This window comes from Halomonas kalidii (assembly GCF_030010475.1).
In the GTDB taxonomy this organism is placed as follows: Bacteria; Pseudomonadota; Gammaproteobacteria; order Pseudomonadales; family Halomonadaceae; genus Halomonas; species Halomonas heilongjiangensis.
The window spans coordinates 184,180-200,400 of record NZ_JASCQN010000052.1 but is presented as its reverse complement, the minus strand read 5'-3'; the positions used below and the strand labels follow the sequence as shown (position 1 = coordinate 200,400).

15 protein-coding genes are annotated in these 16,221 nt (G+C 68.7%); 5 read left to right on the top strand and 10 right to left on the bottom strand.

Annotated elements, in window-relative coordinates; all coding sequences use genetic code 11:
- Positions 1 to 49: 49 nt before the first annotated feature.
- Together QLQ85_RS20220 and QLQ85_RS20215 are read right to left on the bottom strand one after the other, a co-directional pair.
- On the bottom strand, positions 50 to 1,957 hold the full coding sequence (locus QLQ85_RS20220; RefSeq protein ID WP_456070619.1) for a CocE/NonD family hydrolase: 1,908 nt from the start codon (positions 1,955 to 1,957) through the stop codon (positions 50 to 52).
- Between the two features lie 113 nt (positions 1,958 to 2,070).
- Positions 2,071 to 3,375: an ATP-grasp domain-containing protein gene (locus tag QLQ85_RS20215; protein WP_282740639.1), complete on the bottom strand. Its 1,305-nt coding sequence runs from the start codon at positions 3,373 to 3,375 to the stop codon at positions 2,071 to 2,073.
- A gap of 219 nt (positions 3,376 to 3,594) precedes the next feature.
- On the opposite strand from QLQ85_RS20215, the gene QLQ85_RS20210 reads away from it, so the two are divergent.
- Positions 3,595 to 3,897: a winged helix-turn-helix domain-containing protein gene (locus QLQ85_RS20210; protein WP_282740638.1), complete on the top strand. Its 303-nt coding sequence runs from the start codon at positions 3,595 to 3,597 to the stop codon at positions 3,895 to 3,897.
- Between the two features lie 13 nt (positions 3,898 to 3,910).
- Here QLQ85_RS20210 and QLQ85_RS20205 read toward each other — a convergent pair whose 3' ends face one another.
- On the bottom strand, positions 3,911 to 4,171 hold the full coding sequence (locus QLQ85_RS20205) for a hypothetical protein (RefSeq protein ID WP_282721551.1): 261 nt from the start codon (positions 4,169 to 4,171) through the stop codon (positions 3,911 to 3,913).
- A 235-nt stretch (positions 4,172 to 4,406) separates the two neighbouring features.
- On the opposite strand from QLQ85_RS20205, the gene QLQ85_RS20200 reads away from it, so the two are divergent.
- A complete protein-coding gene (locus tag QLQ85_RS20200; protein WP_282740637.1) occupies positions 4,407 to 4,961 on the top strand; it encodes a thioredoxin family protein in 555 nt (184 codons plus the stop codon).
- Here QLQ85_RS20200 and QLQ85_RS20195 read toward each other — a convergent pair.
- Entirely contained in the window at positions 4,942 to 5,802 is an 861-nt protein-coding gene (locus QLQ85_RS20195; protein ID WP_282740636.1) for an MBL fold metallo-hydrolase, read from the bottom strand. The two genes, QLQ85_RS20200 and QLQ85_RS20195, sit on opposite strands and share 20 nt — an antisense overlap.
- A gap of 103 nt (positions 5,803 to 5,905) precedes the next feature.
- Between QLQ85_RS20195 and QLQ85_RS20190 the strand changes: the two genes are divergently transcribed.
- The gene (locus QLQ85_RS20190; RefSeq protein ID WP_282740635.1) at positions 5,906 to 6,499 is read left to right on the top strand and encodes a TetR/AcrR family transcriptional regulator; all 594 of its coding nucleotides are present in this window, start codon (positions 5,906 to 5,908) and stop codon (positions 6,497 to 6,499) included.
- Positions 6,500 to 6,751: 252 nt separating this feature from the next.
- Positions 6,752 to 7,357, top strand: coding sequence for a hypothetical protein (locus tag QLQ85_RS20185; protein WP_282740634.1), 606 nt, complete (start codon positions 6,752 to 6,754; stop codon positions 7,355 to 7,357).
- 72 nt (positions 7,358 to 7,429) lie between these two features.
- Here the strand turns inward: QLQ85_RS20185 and QLQ85_RS20180 are convergent, their stop codons facing one another.
- Positions 7,430 to 8,578 (bottom strand): hypothetical protein, encoded by a 1,149-nt coding sequence (locus QLQ85_RS20180; RefSeq protein WP_282740633.1) that lies wholly within the window; start codon positions 8,576 to 8,578, stop codon positions 7,430 to 7,432.
- Entirely contained in the window at positions 8,575 to 9,417 is an 843-nt protein-coding gene (locus QLQ85_RS20175) for a hypothetical protein (RefSeq protein ID WP_282740632.1), read from the bottom strand. Before QLQ85_RS20175 ends, QLQ85_RS20180 begins: the two co-directional genes overlap by 4 nt.
- A 278-nt stretch (positions 9,418 to 9,695) precedes the next feature.
- On the opposite strand from QLQ85_RS20175, the gene QLQ85_RS20170 reads away from it, so the two are divergent.
- The gene (locus QLQ85_RS20170; protein WP_282721544.1) at positions 9,696 to 10,172 is read left to right on the top strand and encodes a nucleoside deaminase; all 477 of its coding nucleotides are present in this window, start codon (positions 9,696 to 9,698) and stop codon (positions 10,170 to 10,172) included.
- Between the two features lie 95 nt (positions 10,173 to 10,267).
- Here QLQ85_RS20170 and QLQ85_RS20165 read toward each other — a convergent pair whose 3' ends face one another.
- The 4 genes from QLQ85_RS20165 to QLQ85_RS20150 all read right to left on the bottom strand — a co-directional run bounded on the left by QLQ85_RS20165 (position 10,268) and on the right by QLQ85_RS20150 (position 16,211).
- Positions 10,268 to 11,530, bottom strand: a complete 1,263-nt coding sequence (locus QLQ85_RS20165; protein ID WP_282740631.1) for an amidase — start codon at positions 11,528 to 11,530, stop codon at positions 10,268 to 10,270.
- A gap of 181 nt (positions 11,531 to 11,711) precedes the next feature.
- A complete protein-coding gene (locus tag QLQ85_RS20160) occupies positions 11,712 to 13,523 on the bottom strand; it encodes an acyl-CoA dehydrogenase C-terminal domain-containing protein (RefSeq protein ID WP_282740630.1) in 1,812 nt (603 codons plus the stop codon).
- Between the two features lie 230 nt (positions 13,524 to 13,753).
- Positions 13,754 to 14,521 (bottom strand): SDR family NAD(P)-dependent oxidoreductase, encoded by a 768-nt coding sequence (locus tag QLQ85_RS20155; RefSeq protein WP_282740629.1) that lies wholly within the window; start codon positions 14,519 to 14,521, stop codon positions 13,754 to 13,756.
- A 19-nt stretch (positions 14,522 to 14,540) separates the two neighbouring features.
- Complete coding sequence (locus QLQ85_RS20150; protein ID WP_282740628.1) at positions 14,541 to 16,211, bottom strand: AMP-binding protein; 1,671 nt, start codon at positions 16,209 to 16,211, stop codon at positions 14,541 to 14,543.
- Between the last annotated feature and the right edge of the window lie 10 nt (positions 16,212 to 16,221).

Sequence of the window (16,221 nt, the reverse complement as noted above, 5' to 3'; positions counted from 1 at the left end):
GCGCGGGATGGTGACATCCCAGCTGCGGCAGTATACCCGCCGCTCCCCCTCATAGGCATCCAGGGTCGCATGAAGGTGGAAGGTCCCGGCGTCGGAAGTCAGCACNCACGGTGCGCGTCACCGTGCTGACTTCCCAATCCCCCCGCTTCAGGGAGCGGTCCCAGCGCGTCTCGCCACTGATGGACCCGAAATCGTCGGCCCGGGAGCGATAGCGCTCCACCGCCCGAGTCTGCACCTCGAGGCCGGAATCCTCCAGCCGCACCCGGCCATTGTCGTTGATCACCTCGAGGGTCGACAGATCCTCGGCCAGGTCACGATGCACATACCAGTTGTGATGCCCGGGCTCGAGACGCGTGGTGGCGATGGTCGGGGCCGCCTCCGGCTCAGCGAACGGGACCAGGCGGTCATCCTCGCCACGCGGCGGGCGCACGGGCAGGTGCAGGGCGCTCCCCTTGTCGAAGATCGTCAGCCGCACGCGCTCGGGTGGAGGCCAGGCCAGTGGCCAGTAGGAGGTGGAGATCGACAGGCGCAGCCGATGACCACGGGGGAACACCTGGGCCACGTCGTTGAACGCCACCCTGACGCGGTAGCGACGGCCGGGCTCCAGCACCGAGGGCGCCTCGTGCCCGTCGCGGTGGGTCAGGTTGAGCAGACCGTAGGTCACCCGGGTGGCCTTGTCGTCCGGTGCCACGTCAGAGAGGCGCGCCGCCACCATGGCGACGGGACGATCGGCGGAACACTCCAGCTCCAGCTGGGGGGCCCCCATGATCTCCAGGGTGTCGTCCAGCGGCGGGCTGTCGAAGATCAGGGCGCCACCGTCTTCCTGGCGCTGGTCGTGGGCCAGGTCGGGCCCCGCGGCATAGGAGCACCACTTGCCGGCGAAGAGGCCGCAGGTCAACGGTGACTGCAGGGTCAGCGCGGTTTCGTCGCCACGGTCCTTGCCATCGAGCATCAGCCGCCCCGGGGCCAGGGGCAGCCGCCAGGGAGTGACAGTGGGTGACGGCCAGCATGGCTCCGCCACCCAGCGGCCGGGGCGGTGACCATAGCGGGTGGTCGGCGGCATGCTGTCCTGCATCCAGACCCGGATCGCCGGATCGCCGGCCACCCCCCGCTCCTCCCCCCTGAGCCACTGCTCCCACCAGCGCAGACACTCCTGCAGGAAGCCGATGGCCGGGCCGGGCTCGCCCAGGTGCGGATACTTGTGGCTCCAGGGGCCGATCAACCCCTTGCAGAGGCCGGGCAGGTTCTCCACCAACCGCTTGACCGCGTTGGAGTAGCCATCCGCCCAGCCACTGGCAGCCAGCACCGGCACCTCGACCCGTGAGAAGTCCTCGCAGATGGAGCCGTGCTGCCAGTAGGCATCGCGGTGTGGATGCACCAGCCAGGTGGCGAGCCACAGGCCGCTGCCCTCCAGCCGCTCACGCCACATCTCGCGCCAGCGGTCGCCGACTACCGCCGGGTCCGGGGGCAGCGAATTGTAGGCGAACATGGTCGAAGCCCAGGAGAGGTTGTCGCCCAGCAGGCAACCGCCCATGTAATGCACATCGTCGGCGTAGCGGTCGTCGGTGGAACAGACGCTGACCACGGCCTTCAGCTCGGGGGGCCGCCGGGCCGCCAGTTGCAGGCCGTTGAAGCCGCCCCAGGAGATGCCGATCATGCCGACATTGCCGTCGCACCAGGGCTGGTCGGCGAGCCAGCGCAGGATCGCCTCGCCGTCCGCCAGCTCCTCCTCCAGGTACTCGTCGGTCAGCACGCCACCGGAGTCGCCGCTACCGCGGATATCGACGCGGATCGACGCATAGCCGTGGCCGGCGAAGTAATGATGGTGCATGACGTCGCGCCGCGCGGAGCCGTCGCGCAGCCGGTAGGGTATGTACTCGAGGATGGCCGGCACCGGCGAGGCCTCGGCCCCCTCCGGCAGCCAGAGGCGAGCATTGAGCGCGATACCATCGGCCATGGGAATCCAGACCGGATCATGACACTCGACGCGATGGGGAAAATCGGTCACGACTCTCATCAGGCCCCTCCATCAACCCGGGTGGCTGGCCGCCCCGACACCCTCTCGTCGACTCAGCTCACCGCCTCGTCGGGAAGCGGCGCGATGTCGAACGGCAGCATCTCCACACATCGCGCGATCCGGGCAAGCAGTTCGTCATGGGTGTCGGCCCCGGTGAACAGCACCCCGAGCTCCCAGGAAAAGGAGTCCTGATGGAGCAGTTCCGACAACCGCATCCTCTCGCGGACGTTGATCTCGACCGTCGTGCCCGGAAAGACCTGCTCGACGCGCCGGATCTCCTCCGCCGATGGCACGCGGCACACGATGCCGTCCTCGAAGACCCGCAGCATCTGCTTGGCCGCGACGGCATAGCGACCTTCGCGGTGCGGCATGCGCGGCTCGACCCCCAGTGCCACGTCGACCATCACCTGGAATTGGGGAGCCCCGTCGACCAGCTGGAAGAGCGCTGCATGGGAACGTGAAATCCGGGAATTGATCTCCAGCACCCAGAGGCGGTCGCTCTGGGTATCATGATAGAACTCGATGTTGAATGGCGCGGCGTCGTAGCCGATCTGCGCGATGACGCGCCGGGTGATGGCAAGCATGTCCTGCTGCACCGGGTCGGGCAGCCGCGAGGGATACTCGTAGCGCAGCAGGACCGAGCGATACCAAGCGTCGCGTATGCTGTCCACCACGCCGGTGAGATGGACCTCGCCGTGCTGGACATAGCCCTCCAGGGTGCACTGGCGGCCGGAAGAGATGATGGACTCGGCGATGCAGTGTTGGCCGCTCACCGCGGCAATCTCGTCGGGCAGGTCGGCATGCGCCGTGACCTCATCGAAGGGGGTGCCGAAACGGCCGATTCCCGCGCGGATCAGGGGCAATACCTCCTGCAGCTGCCGAGCATCCTCGATATGGAAGCCGAGGTGGGAAGAGTGGGCCTTCACCGGCTTGATCCAGAAGGGATAGTCGATATGGATCGTCTCGACGGCATGCTCGTCGAAGGGGTCGACCGCCTGGAAGAGCGGAACGCACTCGGGGACCGACTTCTTCTGCTCGAGGCGGCTCCAGTACTTGTGCTCGCACTTCAGAACGGCCTCCAGGGAAGGACCTCGCAGCCCGAGCCGCTGCTGCAACACCGGCACCAGCGCGCTGGTGGGGAAGTCCCAGTAACCGACGATGGCATCCACCGAACCGGGAAACCGCCGGAGCTCCGCCAGGGCGTCAGCCACCAGGCGATCGAACCGGTACTCGTCGGCCTGCACCACTTCGTCGAGCGACAGCAAGGCGTGGAATGCATAGTCCTCACCGTGCTCCAGATGCCGGAGCAGCCGCCTGCTCAGCTCATCGAACCCGATCACGAACACATTCCAGGTCATCGCTACTCTCCCTCATGAACCCGGCGACGGGGCGGCACCCTGCTCGCCCCCCGACACAGCCCCTCATCACAGCATGGTAGCTTCTCGGGGGAAGGCCTTGATCTCTAACAAGCGGGAGTGGAAACGTCGCTGTCGATCGGATCCTGTTGCCGACGCACTTCGGCTCGACTACTCTTGCAGGCTCGTCTCCGAGTGACCCGCGACAGCCAGGGGCCGATCATGCCACTCACCAAGACCCAGTCCAGCTTCTACCGACGCCTCTACGTCGCCCACCTGGTCGACAGCGGCGTCACCAGCGTACCGGCGATCATGGCCACCACCGGCATGCCACGACGCACCGCCCAGGACACCCTGGGCGCCCTGGCCGAGTTGGACATCGTCTGCGAGTTCGAAAAGGACGCCGGCGAGCGGCACAACATCGGCCGCTATGTGATTCGCGACTGGGGGCCCTTCGACCCGAGCTGGATCTCGGCCCACGCCGCTCGCCTCGGCGCCGAGCTCGGCTACCCACCGCCCCCCTGAGCCAGCCTGCGACTCACCGCCACCGATAGGTGACGCCGCCGATCTCGACTTCCATGATCTCACCGAACGAGACCATGAAGCCGTCCATGTCGCCGGGCGCTCCGTGGCTGCCCTGCAACGCCGTCTCCGGAATGACCTTCACCCCGGTGGAGCCGACATGCTGTACTCGGGCCGAGAAACGCTTGCCTTCATGCTCGACCACCAGTCGCTCGCCGGCCATGCAGCGCTCGACTCGGGCCAGCAGTTCCGCTTCGGTTACCTGCTGCACGCTCATATCCGTCACCTCCTCCCTGTGTCGCCCCGTCGCTCGTTATCCTCCCATGGACCAGCGAGAGGTCCGCGAATTCAACTATCCGCCTGCCTGCACGCCTGCAGGAAGGGGCGCTGCACTTCTCGCCTTCGTAACCGGCCTTGGCCTGATCAAGTTTAGACAGGCCCGGCCGGCCGACTCCAGCGGCGCCTTCTGTTACCCTGAGACTATCCTTCAAGCACTACAGGAGGCCTTCCCCATGTCCCTGACGCCCTCGAACATGGCCGAGCTCGGTAGTCCCTTGCTGCCCTTCCGCCTTCCCGACCCCCACGGCACGGAGATTGACAGCGCCGACTTCCAGGGCCAGCCGCTGCTGGTGGCCTTCATCTGCAACCACTGCCCCTTCGTCAAGCACGTTGCCGATGCCTTCGCCGACTTCGCCCGAGAGTATGGCGAACGCGGCCTCGCCGTGGTCGCCATCAACAGCAACGACTTCCACAGCCATCCCGACGACAGCCCGACGCGCATGATCGAGGAGGCCCGCTCTCGGAACTACGGCTTTCCCTACCTGGTGGACGAGAGCCAGGACGTGGCCCGCGCCTTCCAGGCCGCCTGCACACCGGACTTCTTCCTCTTCGATGCCGACCACCGGCTCGTCTACCGCGGCCAGTTCGACGACAGCCGGCCGAGCAAGGAGACCCCGGTGACCGGGGCCGACCTGCGTGCCGCCGCCGATGCCGTGCTGGCCGGTCAGTCGCCGGACGCCGACCAGAAGCCATCGATGGGCTGCAACATCAAATGGAAGACGGCATGACCGGGCCCCGGCTGCCAAGGCCATGCTCCGCCGCCACGGCCTCCATGGAGTCCGGCGCAATGCCGGAGCTGGGGCCGACGCACCAGGCGTCGTGCACCAAGGCAGTGAGACGCTCGACACCCTGACAGGCGACGGGTAGATGGCCCGACAACAGCGTCGTCGGCTCGAGCCGCCGCAGCGACGAGAGTGTACGCCCCAGCGCCTCGCGGTCTGCCGTCGCGAGCCAGGGCGCATCGATGGACGACCAGGCCACCAGGCCATCGTGCAGTGCATCCGCATCGACCTCCTCGAGCGGGGTGGCCGTCTCGGGCAGCAGGGCGCCGAAGCTGTCGGCCGCGAAGCAGGTGCCGGAGCGCGTGTCGAAGAACCCCAGCGTCTCCGGTGCGTCGTAGTACGGTGGCCGCAGCGGCACCAGGCTGCGATCGCCGAGCTCGAGCCTTGCCCCCGGCTCCAGCAGCTGCACCCGGGAGAGGTCGTGCCCGAGCATGCCCATCTTGCCCATGCCGAGAAAGTTCGTGACCACCCTGGCCCGGGGCGCGCGCTCGAGGATGCGCGCAAGATTCCCGATATGGTCGGCATCGGTATGGCTCAGCCAGATCCAGCGCAGGTCGTCGAGATCGATCTCCGCCTCCAGCGCCTCGACGAAGGCCTCCCCCAGCGTCGCCAGGCCGGTGTCGACCAGCACGGGCTCGGCCCCCTTCAGCAGGAAGGCGTTGACGGCCAGCCCACCCAGCCCCGGAACCGGCAGGAAGGCGGGCAACACCCGCCAGTCGCTCCCGGCCGCCTGGCATTCCAGCATTACGGCGTCGTGACTGATGGTCATGTTGTCGTTGTTGGTCATGCGGCACCCCCTCTTTTTTTGAGTGAACACCATTGTTCACAAGCGACATTTAAGCCCGCCGACCTCACTTGTCAATAGTTGAATGAACATGTATGTTCACTGAATGACCACCAGACGCCGTTATACCCAGCGCAAGCGCGCGGAATCGCGGGAAGAGACCCGGCTGCGGATCGTCGAGGCGACCATGCAGCTGCACGAGGAGATCGGCCCACGCGCCACGACGATCAGCGCCATCGCCGAACGCGCCGGCGTGCAGCGGCTGACCGTCTACCGCCACTTTCCCGACGAAACGGCAGTGTTCCAGGCCTGCACCCAACACTGGCTGGAACAGTACCCGCCTCCCGATCCGACCGACTGGGCCGACCTCGAGCCCGGGCCGGCGCGTACCCGTGCGGCGCTGGCCGCCTTCTATCGTTACTATCGCGGTACCGAGCGCATGTGGGCCGCCGCACACCGGGACGAGTCGGCCGTGCCGGCGCTGCAGGGCCCCATGGCAGAGTTTCGTGCCCACCTGCGTCGAGTAGGCGACAATCTGATCGAAGGCTTCGGCGCGAGCACCGATACCCGGCTCGCCGCCACGCTCCACCACGCCCTCGCCTTCACCACCTGGGCCTCACTGGATACGCAGGGCCTGGACGACGGGGCCATGGCCGACCTGGCCCTGGTATGGGTAACGGCACTGCTCCCCTCGAAGTGACGCGCCGAGGCTGACACTGCCACCCACCGGGAATGACGATCGGCGCTCAGCATTTCGCCTCTCCCTTGAGCATTTCCCTGAAACCCAAGAAGGGAAAAAATCACGCGTCGACGAGATGGCGCCTTGAATATGATGAGCACAGGACCCCTCGGCGGTTTCACTCTCCCTGCAAGGGGCCCGCTCGGGCAGGCCGGTGCCGAACGGCAGGGCTGCCGGGGCTCGGCGTACTCGATGCCCGTGGAGGACAGTCACATGCGTGGAGCAGTCGTATTGGGAGGTGCCATCACCGCCGGATTCGCGCTGTCCGGCCCCCTGGCAGGAAACGCCCAGGCCGATGAGGTCACGGAGCTGATCGAATCGATCCGCGTCGCCGTGGAGCGGTTCGAGGATGTGAATGTCGCCCTGGCGGAAGGGTACATTCCAGACCCGTCGGGCGAATGCGTGATGGCCGGGGCCCATGGCCTGCATGCCGAGCTGGGCGGCATGGGCATCCACTACCTGCACCCGGGCCTGTTGGGCATCACGGCGACCGGGCCACGGGTCGACGGCACCGGCATCCACACCGACTTCCTCGAGCCGGCCATCCTGCTCTATGAACCCCGGGAAGATGACTCACTGGTGCTGGTCGGAGTCGAGAACCTGGTATTCCGTAAGGCGTGGGAGGAAGCGGGCCATACCGAGGCCCCGAGCTTCGCCGACCGCAGTTGGGATCCCATGGCCGATGACCCGGCCACGGAGCTCGACGAGGCGCACGGCTTCGAGCCGCATTACGACCAACATGTCTGGTTCGTCGACAACAGCAACGGCAGCCTCGCGCCCTTCAATCCATCGGTGACCTGCGCGCACAGTGCCCTCTGACCCGAGCGCGACCGGCTCCGCAAGGGCTGGCCGTCTTCCCCGCTTTCACGCCAGGCGAGGCGGGGGTCCCGTTCAATCGCCCCGAGTGCCGAAGATCCGGTACTCCTCGGGCATCTGCTCACTCTCCTCGGCCTCGCCGGCATGATGTTCCATTCGCGAGGCCAAGGTCATGGTACTGCCCGTGGCCAGGTCCTCGAGCGAGTGGGCCAGCTCCTCCCTGGCCCGGTCGATCTCCTCGTGAAGCTGGGCTTCCATCCCGGGCCGGTAATGGGCCTCCTGGACCTTGAGCAGCGCGTATTCGCTGCCGACGAAGCCGGCCAGCGAGACCGCGGCGGTGGCCGTGCCGATCAACATGGCCCCGGGACCGGTGGGCGCCGTGGCGGCGGCCACCGCGCCGCCCGACGCCAGCGAGCGGGCGGTATTGGTGCCGAGGCGGGCCAGCAGGCTGCGCATGGCCATCCGGCTGCCCTGCGCGGCGGCTCCGGCCCCCAGCCGCTGGGCCAGGGCGCGGCCCGCCACCAGGCCGATGCCGGCACCGCCCAGGGTGGCGGTGCCCCAGCGCGTGGCGTCCAGGCTGTCGTGCAGCGCCCGTTGCAGCACCAGGTCGAGATCGAGGGCATGGACGGGGCCTTCACCCTCCCCTGCCGGCGCCGCCTGCCGTGGGGCGTACTCCCGGAGAAGCCGCTGGGCGGCGCCCTGCATCAGCCCCTCTTGCACCCGGGCCAGCCGCTGCGGATACTCCGCCTCCAGCTCGGCCAGGTCCTCCTCGACCCCGCTGGCGGCGATCAGGCGCTCGTGGCGCTGCGCGTCCAGCCAGTCCTCCAGTTCGCCGGCCACCGCCATGCCCAGCCGCAGGTAGCTGCCGGACAGCGAGTAGTACCAGTCGAGATACCCCGGCACCGCCGCCTCCAGCGTCGCGAACGCCGCCTCCAGTCGCTCGTCGACCCAGGGTTGCATCCCGGCCGCCACGTCTTGCTGCAGTCGTGCGGTGAGTCGGTCCAGGTCCCGGCCGAACTCGGCGTGGGTCTCGGCATCGAGCAGCAGTGACTCGCCGTTGACCACCACCCGGAATAGCGGCGCTTCGGTGCGGCCCTGCAGCAGGCGATGGCCGAGGTCGAGCAGCAGCATCAGCGCCATGACCGCCAGCAGGGAGGCGACCCAGCCTCGCCAGCCGCTCATTCGCCACCCGGCCATGGCCCGGGTGCCTCGGGCCGAGTTCATGGGGTCTCCTCCTCGCCACGTAGACGCGACGCTACGGGAGCTGACCGGCGGCCCTCCCGGCGCAGCGCGTCGGCACCGATCAACAGGCGGACATAGGCCCAGGCGAAGGCGCTCTGGGTCAGCAACAGCAGCAGCCAGCCCAGCAGCGCCAGGGGAGCGCCGAGCCGCAGGCTCTCCACCGCGTTCTGCATGGCCCAGTACTGGGTGAGCTCCACGGCGCTGCCCAGCCGCTCGAAGAAACCGAGCAGCGAAGCGGCGTCGCGCCCCTGCAGGTGCCGCAGCAGCGCTTCTTCCCAGCCCAGGCCCACCAGATAGGGCTGGGGCAACCAGAGGGCCGCGACCACCAGCGCCAGGGTCAGCAGGCCGGCGGCGGGCACCACCACCAGGCGCCGCGTCACCGCCGGGAGATGCTCGCCGATGACATGCCGCGCCAGGCGACGACGCAGGCCATTGCGCAGCACCACCAACCCGACCACCGCGAACAGCAGCAGTGGCCAGTCGCCCCAGGCCAGCAGGCGCAGCTGCACCAGCAGCAGCAGTGCCAGGCAGGCGCCCAGCAACTGGTGACGGGCCACCATCAGCGCCCCGCCGCGCAGCCAGCGGTGCCAGGGCGAATCGTCACGCAGGTACTGGTCCAGCCAGGCACGGCGACGCAGCCGGGCGGCCTCCAGGCTGCCGGCGGCGATCAGCTGGGTGACCAGCACCCAGGCCGGCAGGAACAGCAGACCGGCGAGCCGGTCCCCCAGCAGCGACCAGAGCAGCACCACCAGCACCGCCAGGGCCAGATGTGCGTGGCTCCACGCGAGCGCTCTCCACCCCCTGCCTTGCCCTTCAGGCATCGACGGACCTCCAGCCACGGCTTACCAAAGGATGTCTGCAGACAGCGCGGCCACGTCAACACCGCTTGTGCGCCTGCTCCCCCTTCGAACCTATCACGGCATCGGCGTGCCATCACCGATTCCAGGGAGATGGCGATGTGTCCCGCTTCCCTGCGGCGGAGGCTATAGTGCAACTCGGAGGCGGTGCATCCGCCTGCCTCGACGGCTTCGCCCCCCGCCGTCCGTGCCGCGGCCTTCGGCCAGCAGCGCGGACGGGCGACAGCACGGAGGAAACCCGAATGATCGACGAGACGGACATGCAGCACCTGCGGCGCTGCGTGGCCCTGGCGGAAGAGGCCCTGGAGGCCGGGGACGAGCCCTTCGGCTCGGTGCTGGTCGGCGCCGACGGCACGGTGCTGGCCGAGGACCACAACCGTGTCGCCGGCGGCGACAGCACCCGCCACCCGGAGTTCGCCCTGGCCCGCTGGGCCGCCGAGCACCTCACCCCCGAGCAGCGAGCCGCCGCCACCGTGTACACCTCCGGCGAGCACTGCCCGATGTGCGCCGCCGCGCATGGCTGGGTCGGCCTGGGCCGCATCGTCTACGCCAGCTCGGCGGCACAGTTCGTCGGCTGGCTGGAGGAGTTCGGCACGCCCCCGCCACCGGTGCGCCCCCTACCGATCCGGGAGGTCGTCCCCGGCCTGGAGGTCGAGGGGCCGGTGCCCGGCCTCGACCAGCAGGTGCGCGAGCTACACCGGCGCAAGTACGCTGCGTGACTGGACGCGCACCGCCTGGAGCCGCCTGTCGGGCTCGACGCTGATCTGCTGCGAAACCCGGGCTTTCGCGACGATCGGTCGAATCCGACAGGCGGCTAGCCGGGACGGACCTGCATCAGGCAGCGGGCGATCGCCAGCAGCCGGTCGTCCTGGAAACGGTCGCCGATCAGTTGCACCCCCACCGGCAACCCCTGGTGACCGCGGCCCAGCGGCAGGTTGAGGCAGGGCACGCCGAGCAGCGTCCAGGCGCGGCAGAACAGCGGATCGCCGGTCGCCTGGAGTCCCTCGGGCGCCACCCCCTGGGCACTGGCGGCGAGGATCACGTCCACCTCGTCGACGAAGAACCGGGACAGCACCTGGCGCAGCTCGTTCGCCGCCTGCTGCGCCTGCCGGTAGCGTGCATAGGGCAGCGTCTGCCCCTCCTCGATCAGCGCCACCAGCCGAGGGCCCATGCTGTCGGCATGCTGCCGGTGCTCGCTGGCCAGGGTCTGTGCCGCCTCGTAGGCCATGACCTCCTTCTGGTACTCGACCAGGGCGGCGAACCGCTCGTCCAGCGGCAGCGGGACGACATTGGCCCCCAGTCGCTCGAGCCGGATCCGCGTGCGGGCCAGCGCCCGCTGCACGTCGGCGTCAAGCACCCGGTCGCTCGGCAGGCTTCTCACCCCGACCCGTACGCCATCGAGGGTCGGCAGGGCGTCGATGGCCGGTGCCCGGGTCAGCGCCGAGAAGGTCGTGCAGATATCCTCGATATGGTTGGCGAACCAGCCCAGGGTATCCAGCGACGGGGCGAAGGACTTGATCCCGGCGAGGCTCACCGCATCGAAGGTCGGCTTGAAGCCGAATACCCCGCAGTAGCTCGCCGGGCGGATGATGCTGCCGGCGGTCTGGGTGCCGAAGGCCAGCGGCACCATGCCGGCGGCCACGGCCGCGGCCGAGCCGCTCGAGGAGCCGCCCGGGGTCCGCGTGAGATCATGGGGATTGCGGGTCTTGCCGGAGGTGAAGTAGGCGAGCTCGGTGGTCACGGTCTTGCCCATGATCAAGGCCCCCTGCCGCTCGAGTAGCGTGACCAGGGCGGCATCGACCAGCGAACCCGGCGTGCCGAGGTAGCCGCCGGTGCCCCAGGCGGTGGGCAGGTCGCGGGTCTCGATGATGTCCTTGAGCCCGACGGGCACCCCGCGCAGCAGCCCGGCGGCGGGAGGCTCGGGTGTGCGCGGGGCGAGCACCTCCCAGGCCTGCACCTCGGGCTCGCGTGCTGCGATACGCTCGCGGCAGAGATGCCACCAATCCAGCGGCTGGCTCTCGCCGGCGGCGAGACGCGCGCGGAACCGGTCGATGCTCATGTCGTCGTGCGGGTACAAGGCCTCCCTCCCCTTCTGCCTCCGGTCATGACCAAGCGTAGTGCAAGGGGAGCGGCCACGGAGGCATCACCGGCGGCAGGGGATCGATAGCGTTCGATCGACGCTACGGCACACGCAAAAAAAGCGGCGGGCAAGATGCCCACCGCCAAGCCACCGATCGTTCCCGATCGAGAGAGAGGTATCAGATCTCGAAGCCGCGGCCGAAGTCTTCGCTGGAGAGCGCCATCAACGAGCCGGCGCCGGCCTGGATCATGGCGGCGTGGGCGCGGGTGCGCGGCAGCAGGCGCTGGAAGTAGAAGCGCGCGGTGTCGAGCTTGGCCTGGTAGAAGGCGGCCTCATCGGTGCCCTCGGCCAGCATGGCGCTGGCCAGCTTCGCCGCCCGGGCGAACAGGTAGGCCAGGGTCACGTAGCCGGCGTACATCAGGTAGTCGACGCTCGCCGCACCCACCTCCTCGCGATCCTGCATCGCCTTCATGCCGATGCCCATGGTCAGCTCGCCCCACTCGGTATTGAGCTTGGCCAGCGGCGTGACGAACTCGGCCAGCCCGCCGTTGCCCTCCTCGGCCTGGCAGAACTTGTGGATCTCCCTGGTGAAGACCTTGAGGCTCTCGCCCTGGCTCATCAGCACCTTGCGGCCCAGCAGGTCGAGGGCCTGGATGCCGGTGGTGCCCTCGTAGAGGCGGGTGATGCGCGCATCGCGCACCAACTGTTCCATGCCCCACTCCTGGATGAAGCCGTGGCCGCCGAAGACCTGCACGCCCTCGTTGGTCGCCTCGAAGCCGACCTCGGTGAGGAACGCCTTGACGACGGGCGTCAGCAGGCCGAGCAGGGTCTCGGCCCGCTCGCGCTCGGCGGCGTCCTGGCCATGCTCGACGATGTCCAGCATCTGGGCGGTATAGAGCACCAGCATCCGACCGCCCTCGGCGAAGGCCTTCTGGGTCAGCAGCATGCGGCGCACGTCCGGGTGGACGATGATCGGGTCGGCGGGCTTCTCGGGTGCCTGGGGGCCGGAGAGCGCACGCATCTGCAGGCGGTCGCGGGCATAGGCCAGGGCATTCTGGAAGCTCGCCTCGGTCAGCCCCAGGCCCTGGATGCCGACGCCCAGGCGGGCGGCGTTCATCATGGTGAACATGCAGGCCAGGCCCTTGTTGGGCGGCCCCACCAGGAAGCCGCGGGCCCCATCGAAGTTCATCACGCAGGTGGCGTTACCGTGGATGCCCATCTTGTGCTCCAGCGAGCCGCAGGCCACGCCGTTGCGCTCGCCCGGATTGCCGTCGGCATCCGGTAAAAACTTGGGCACTACAAATAACGAGATGCCCTTCGAGCCCTCCGGGGCGTCCGGCAGCTTGGCCAGCACCAGGTGGACGATGTTCTCGGCCAGATCATGATCGCCGGCGGAGATAAAGATCTTGGTGCCGGTGATGTCGAAGGCGCCATCGGCCTTCGGCACCGCACGGGTCTTGATCAGGCCCAGATCGGTACCGCAGTGCGGCTCGGTCAGACACATGGTACCGGTCCACACGCCTTCCACCAGCTTGGTCAGGTAGGTGGCCTGCTGCTCCTCGGTGCCGTGATGGCGCAGGGCATCGGCGGCGCCGTGGGAGAGCCCGGGATACATGCCCCAGGCCAGATTGGTGGCGCAGATCATCTCGGAGAGCACCATGGCCAGCGAGTGGGGCAGCCCCTGGCCGCCGTGCTCGGGGTCGGCGGCCAGGCTCGGCCAGCCACCCTCCACGTACTGCTGATAGGCCTGCCTGAAGCCCTTGGGCGCCTTGACCTCGCCGCCCTCCAGCAGGCAGCCCTCCCGGTCACCGCTCTGGTTCAGCGGCAGCAACACCTCGCGGGCGAAGCGCGCGCCCTCCTCGAGGATGGCGGCGACCACGTCGGGCGTGGCCTCCTCGCCGCCGGACAGGCGGGCGTAGTGGGCCGGGTAGTCCAGCATCTCGTCCATCACGAAGCGCAGGTCGCGCAGGGGGGCCTGATAGTCGGGCATCTCGATCTCTCCCAGAAAAGGTCGCCTGAAGTCGGGCGCACGAGAGCGGCGGCAACCGCTTTCAAACATACGTTTGAAATTAGCCGTCGCATCGCAAAGAGTCAAGCGTTCGTTTTATCTGGAAGCTGGAAAACAGCTTGCCCCCACTCACTGCCGGGTCAAGGGTGTACTTCCAGCTTCCAGGTGCGGAGCGCCGCTCTTCAAGCTTCAAGCCCCGGGCGAAGCCCGGCTTACTGCATGCGGATGCCGCCGTCGAGGCGGATCACCTCGCCGTTGAGCATGGGGTTGGTGACGATCTGCTCGGCCAGGCGGGCGAACTCCGCGGGCCTGCCGAGTCGCTTGGGGAACGGCACGGCGGCGGCCAGGGCCTGGGCGGCCTCGTCGGGGATCTCGCTCATCATCGGCGTCTCGAACACGCCGGGGGCGATGGCCATCACGCGGATGCCGTGGCGCGACAACTCGCGGGCGGCAGGCAGGCTCATGCCCACCACCCCGGCCTTGGAGGCGCTGTAGGCACACTGCCCCACCTGGCCGTCGAAGGCGGCGATGGAGGCGGTGTTGACGATCACGCCGCGCTCGCCGTCCTCGCCCGGCGAGTTCTTCGCCATGGCGGCCGCGGCCAGGCGCATGACGTTGAAGGTGCCCACCAGGTTGATCTGGATGGTGCGGGCATAGGCGTCGAGGTCGGCGGGATTGCCGTCGCGGTCGACCAGCTTGGCCACGCTGACCACGCCGGCGCAGTGGATCATCCCGGCGAGCCCACGGCCGTCGGCGAGTGCCAGGGCGGCATCGATGGCGGCCTGGATGTCGTCACCCGAGGTGACGTCGCCGCGCACCGCCCGGGCGGCGTCGCCGAGCCTTTCGGCGTGGGCCTCCACGGCCTCGCTGAGGTCGCAGAGCACCACGCGGCCTCCGCCGGCGACCAGGCGCTCGGCGGTGGCCGCCCCCAGCCCGGAGGCGGCGCCGGTGATCAGAAAGGTATTGTCCTTCACTTGCATGTCGATTTCCTCGGGGTCGTCATTTGGCCGGGGCCGCTTCGGCCTTCTCGGCGGCATCGGCGCGCAGCTTGAAGCGCTGGATCTTGCCGCTGGGGGTCTTGGGCAGCACGTCGACGAACTCGATCACCCGCGGGAAGGCATGGGTCGAGAGCCGTTCGCGCACCTGCTGGCGGATCTCGTCGGCCAGCGCATCGCTCGGCTCGAAACCGTCGCGCAGCACCACGTAGGACTTGATGATCTCGCCACGGATCTCGTCGGGCTGGCCCACGGCGGCGGATTCGGCCACCGCCGGGTGAGTCATCACGCTGTTCTCCACGTCGGTGGGCCCGACCCGGTAGCCGGCGGTGGTGATGATGTCATCGTCGCGGCCGGCGAACTGGAAGGTCCCGTCCTCGTTGCGGATCACCACGTCGCCGGTCAGGTAGTAGCCCTCGGCGAAGGGGTGCTTCTCCTGCCAGGTGTAGCCGGCGAAGAAATGCGCCGGGGAGTTGGCGATATCCACCGCCAGCACGCCCGGCTCCCCCGGGGGCAGCTCGTGGTACTCGGCGTCGAGGATCGCCAGGCGGTAGCCGGGCATCGGTACGCCCATGGCCCCGATATGCTTGGGGTGAGACAGCGCATGGTGGTTGCAGCAGGTCATGCCGGTCTCGGTCTGGCCATAGTGGTCCATCACCGGGCAGCCCAGGGCGCGCTCGACCCAGCTCACCACCTCGGTATTGAGCGGCTCGCCGGCGGAGCTCGCCACGCGCAGCTCGAGGGTCTCGCGGGCGCCGTCGAACAGCCCCGAGGCCTTCATCAGCCGGTAGGCCGTGGGGGCGGCGGCGAAGTTGGTGATGCGGTGGCGCTGCATGAACGCCATGGCGCCCCCGGCGCTGAAGCCCGCCTCGCAGAAGTGGGTGGTCACGCCCAGCAGCAGCGGACCGGCGATGGCGTAGTAGAGCCCGTAGGCCCAGCCGGGGTCGGCCATGTTCCAGAAGCGGTCGTCCTCGCGCAGGTCGATGGCCAGCTCCATGTAGAGGGCGAAGGCCAGCATGCCGGCCAGCGGCACCGCCACGCCCTTGGGCTTGCCAACGGTGCCGGAAGTGAACATCTGCAGGAAGGGCGCGTCCGGCGCCAGCCGCGGCGGGCTGGCCTCGATCGGCGAGTGGGCCAGGGCCTCGGCCCAGTCCAGGTCGTCGCCGTGCTCGGCGCTCGGGCCGCCCACGGCGAGCACCGGCGGGCACTGGGAGAGGCCGTCGAACTTGAAGCGGTTGACGTGATCGGTGATCACCAGCCGGGTGTCGGCACGCCCCAGGCGGTAGTCGACGGCGTCGGGACCGAAGGCGGTGAACAGCGGCTGGTAGACCGCACCGATGCGCCAGCTGGCCAGCACCGCCACCAGCAACTGCGGCGAGCGTGGCAGCATGCAGGCGATACGGTCGCCCACGCCCAGGCCACGCTCGGCGAACCAACCGGCGAGCCTGGCGCTCTCGGCTTCCAGTTCGGCGTAGCTCAGCTTGTTGACCCGGCCCTCGGTGTCCTCGTGCACCAGAGCGAGGACATCGCCACGGCCGGCACGCAGGTGGCGCCCGCAGCAGGACTCGAAGGCGTTGGCCTTGCCGTCGCGATGGTCGTCCAGCCGCGCGATGACGTCATCCACGCTGAAGGTCTCGAGGTAGGCCCGGTACTCGGGAGTCGACGCTGTGCTCATGTCATGCCCT

Coding starts and splice junctions, on each gene's coding strand:
- QLQ85_RS20170 (WP_282721544.1), top strand. CDS start 9,696: ATGATCGACGAGACGGACATGCAGCACCTGCGGCGCTGCGTGGCCCTG.
- QLQ85_RS20155 (WP_282740629.1), bottom strand. CDS start 14,521: ATGCAAGTGAAGGACAATACCTTTCTGATCACCGGCGCCGCCTCCGGG.
- QLQ85_RS20210 (WP_282740638.1), top strand. CDS start 3,595: ATGCCACTCACCAAGACCCAGTCCAGCTTCTACCGACGCCTCTACGTC.
- QLQ85_RS20190 (WP_282740635.1), top strand. CDS start 5,906: ATGACCACCAGACGCCGTTATACCCAGCGCAAGCGCGCGGAATCGCGG.
- QLQ85_RS20215 (WP_282740639.1), bottom strand. CDS start 3,375: ATGACCTGGAATGTGTTCGTGATCGGGTTCGATGAGCTGAGCAGGCGG.
- QLQ85_RS20205 (WP_282721551.1), bottom strand. CDS start 4,171: ATGAGCGTGCAGCAGGTAACCGAAGCGGAACTGCTGGCCCGAGTCGAG.
- QLQ85_RS20200 (WP_282740637.1), top strand. CDS start 4,407: ATGTCCCTGACGCCCTCGAACATGGCCGAGCTCGGTAGTCCCTTGCTG.
- QLQ85_RS20180 (WP_282740633.1), bottom strand. CDS start 8,578: ATGAACTCGGCCCGAGGCACCCGGGCCATGGCCGGGTGGCGAATGAGC.
- QLQ85_RS20195 (WP_282740636.1), bottom strand. CDS start 5,802: ATGACCAACAACGACAACATGACCATCAGTCACGACGCCGTAATGCTG.
- QLQ85_RS20150 (WP_282740628.1), bottom strand. CDS start 16,211: ATGAGCACAGCGTCGACTCCCGAGTACCGGGCCTACCTCGAGACCTTC.
- QLQ85_RS20160 (WP_282740630.1), bottom strand. CDS start 13,523: ATGCCCGACTATCAGGCCCCCCTGCGCGACCTGCGCTTCGTGATGGAC.
- QLQ85_RS20185 (WP_282740634.1), top strand. CDS start 6,752: ATGCGTGGAGCAGTCGTATTGGGAGGTGCCATCACCGCCGGATTCGCG.
- QLQ85_RS20175 (WP_282740632.1), bottom strand. CDS start 9,417: ATGCCTGAAGGGCAAGGCAGGGGGTGGAGAGCGCTCGCGTGGAGCCAC.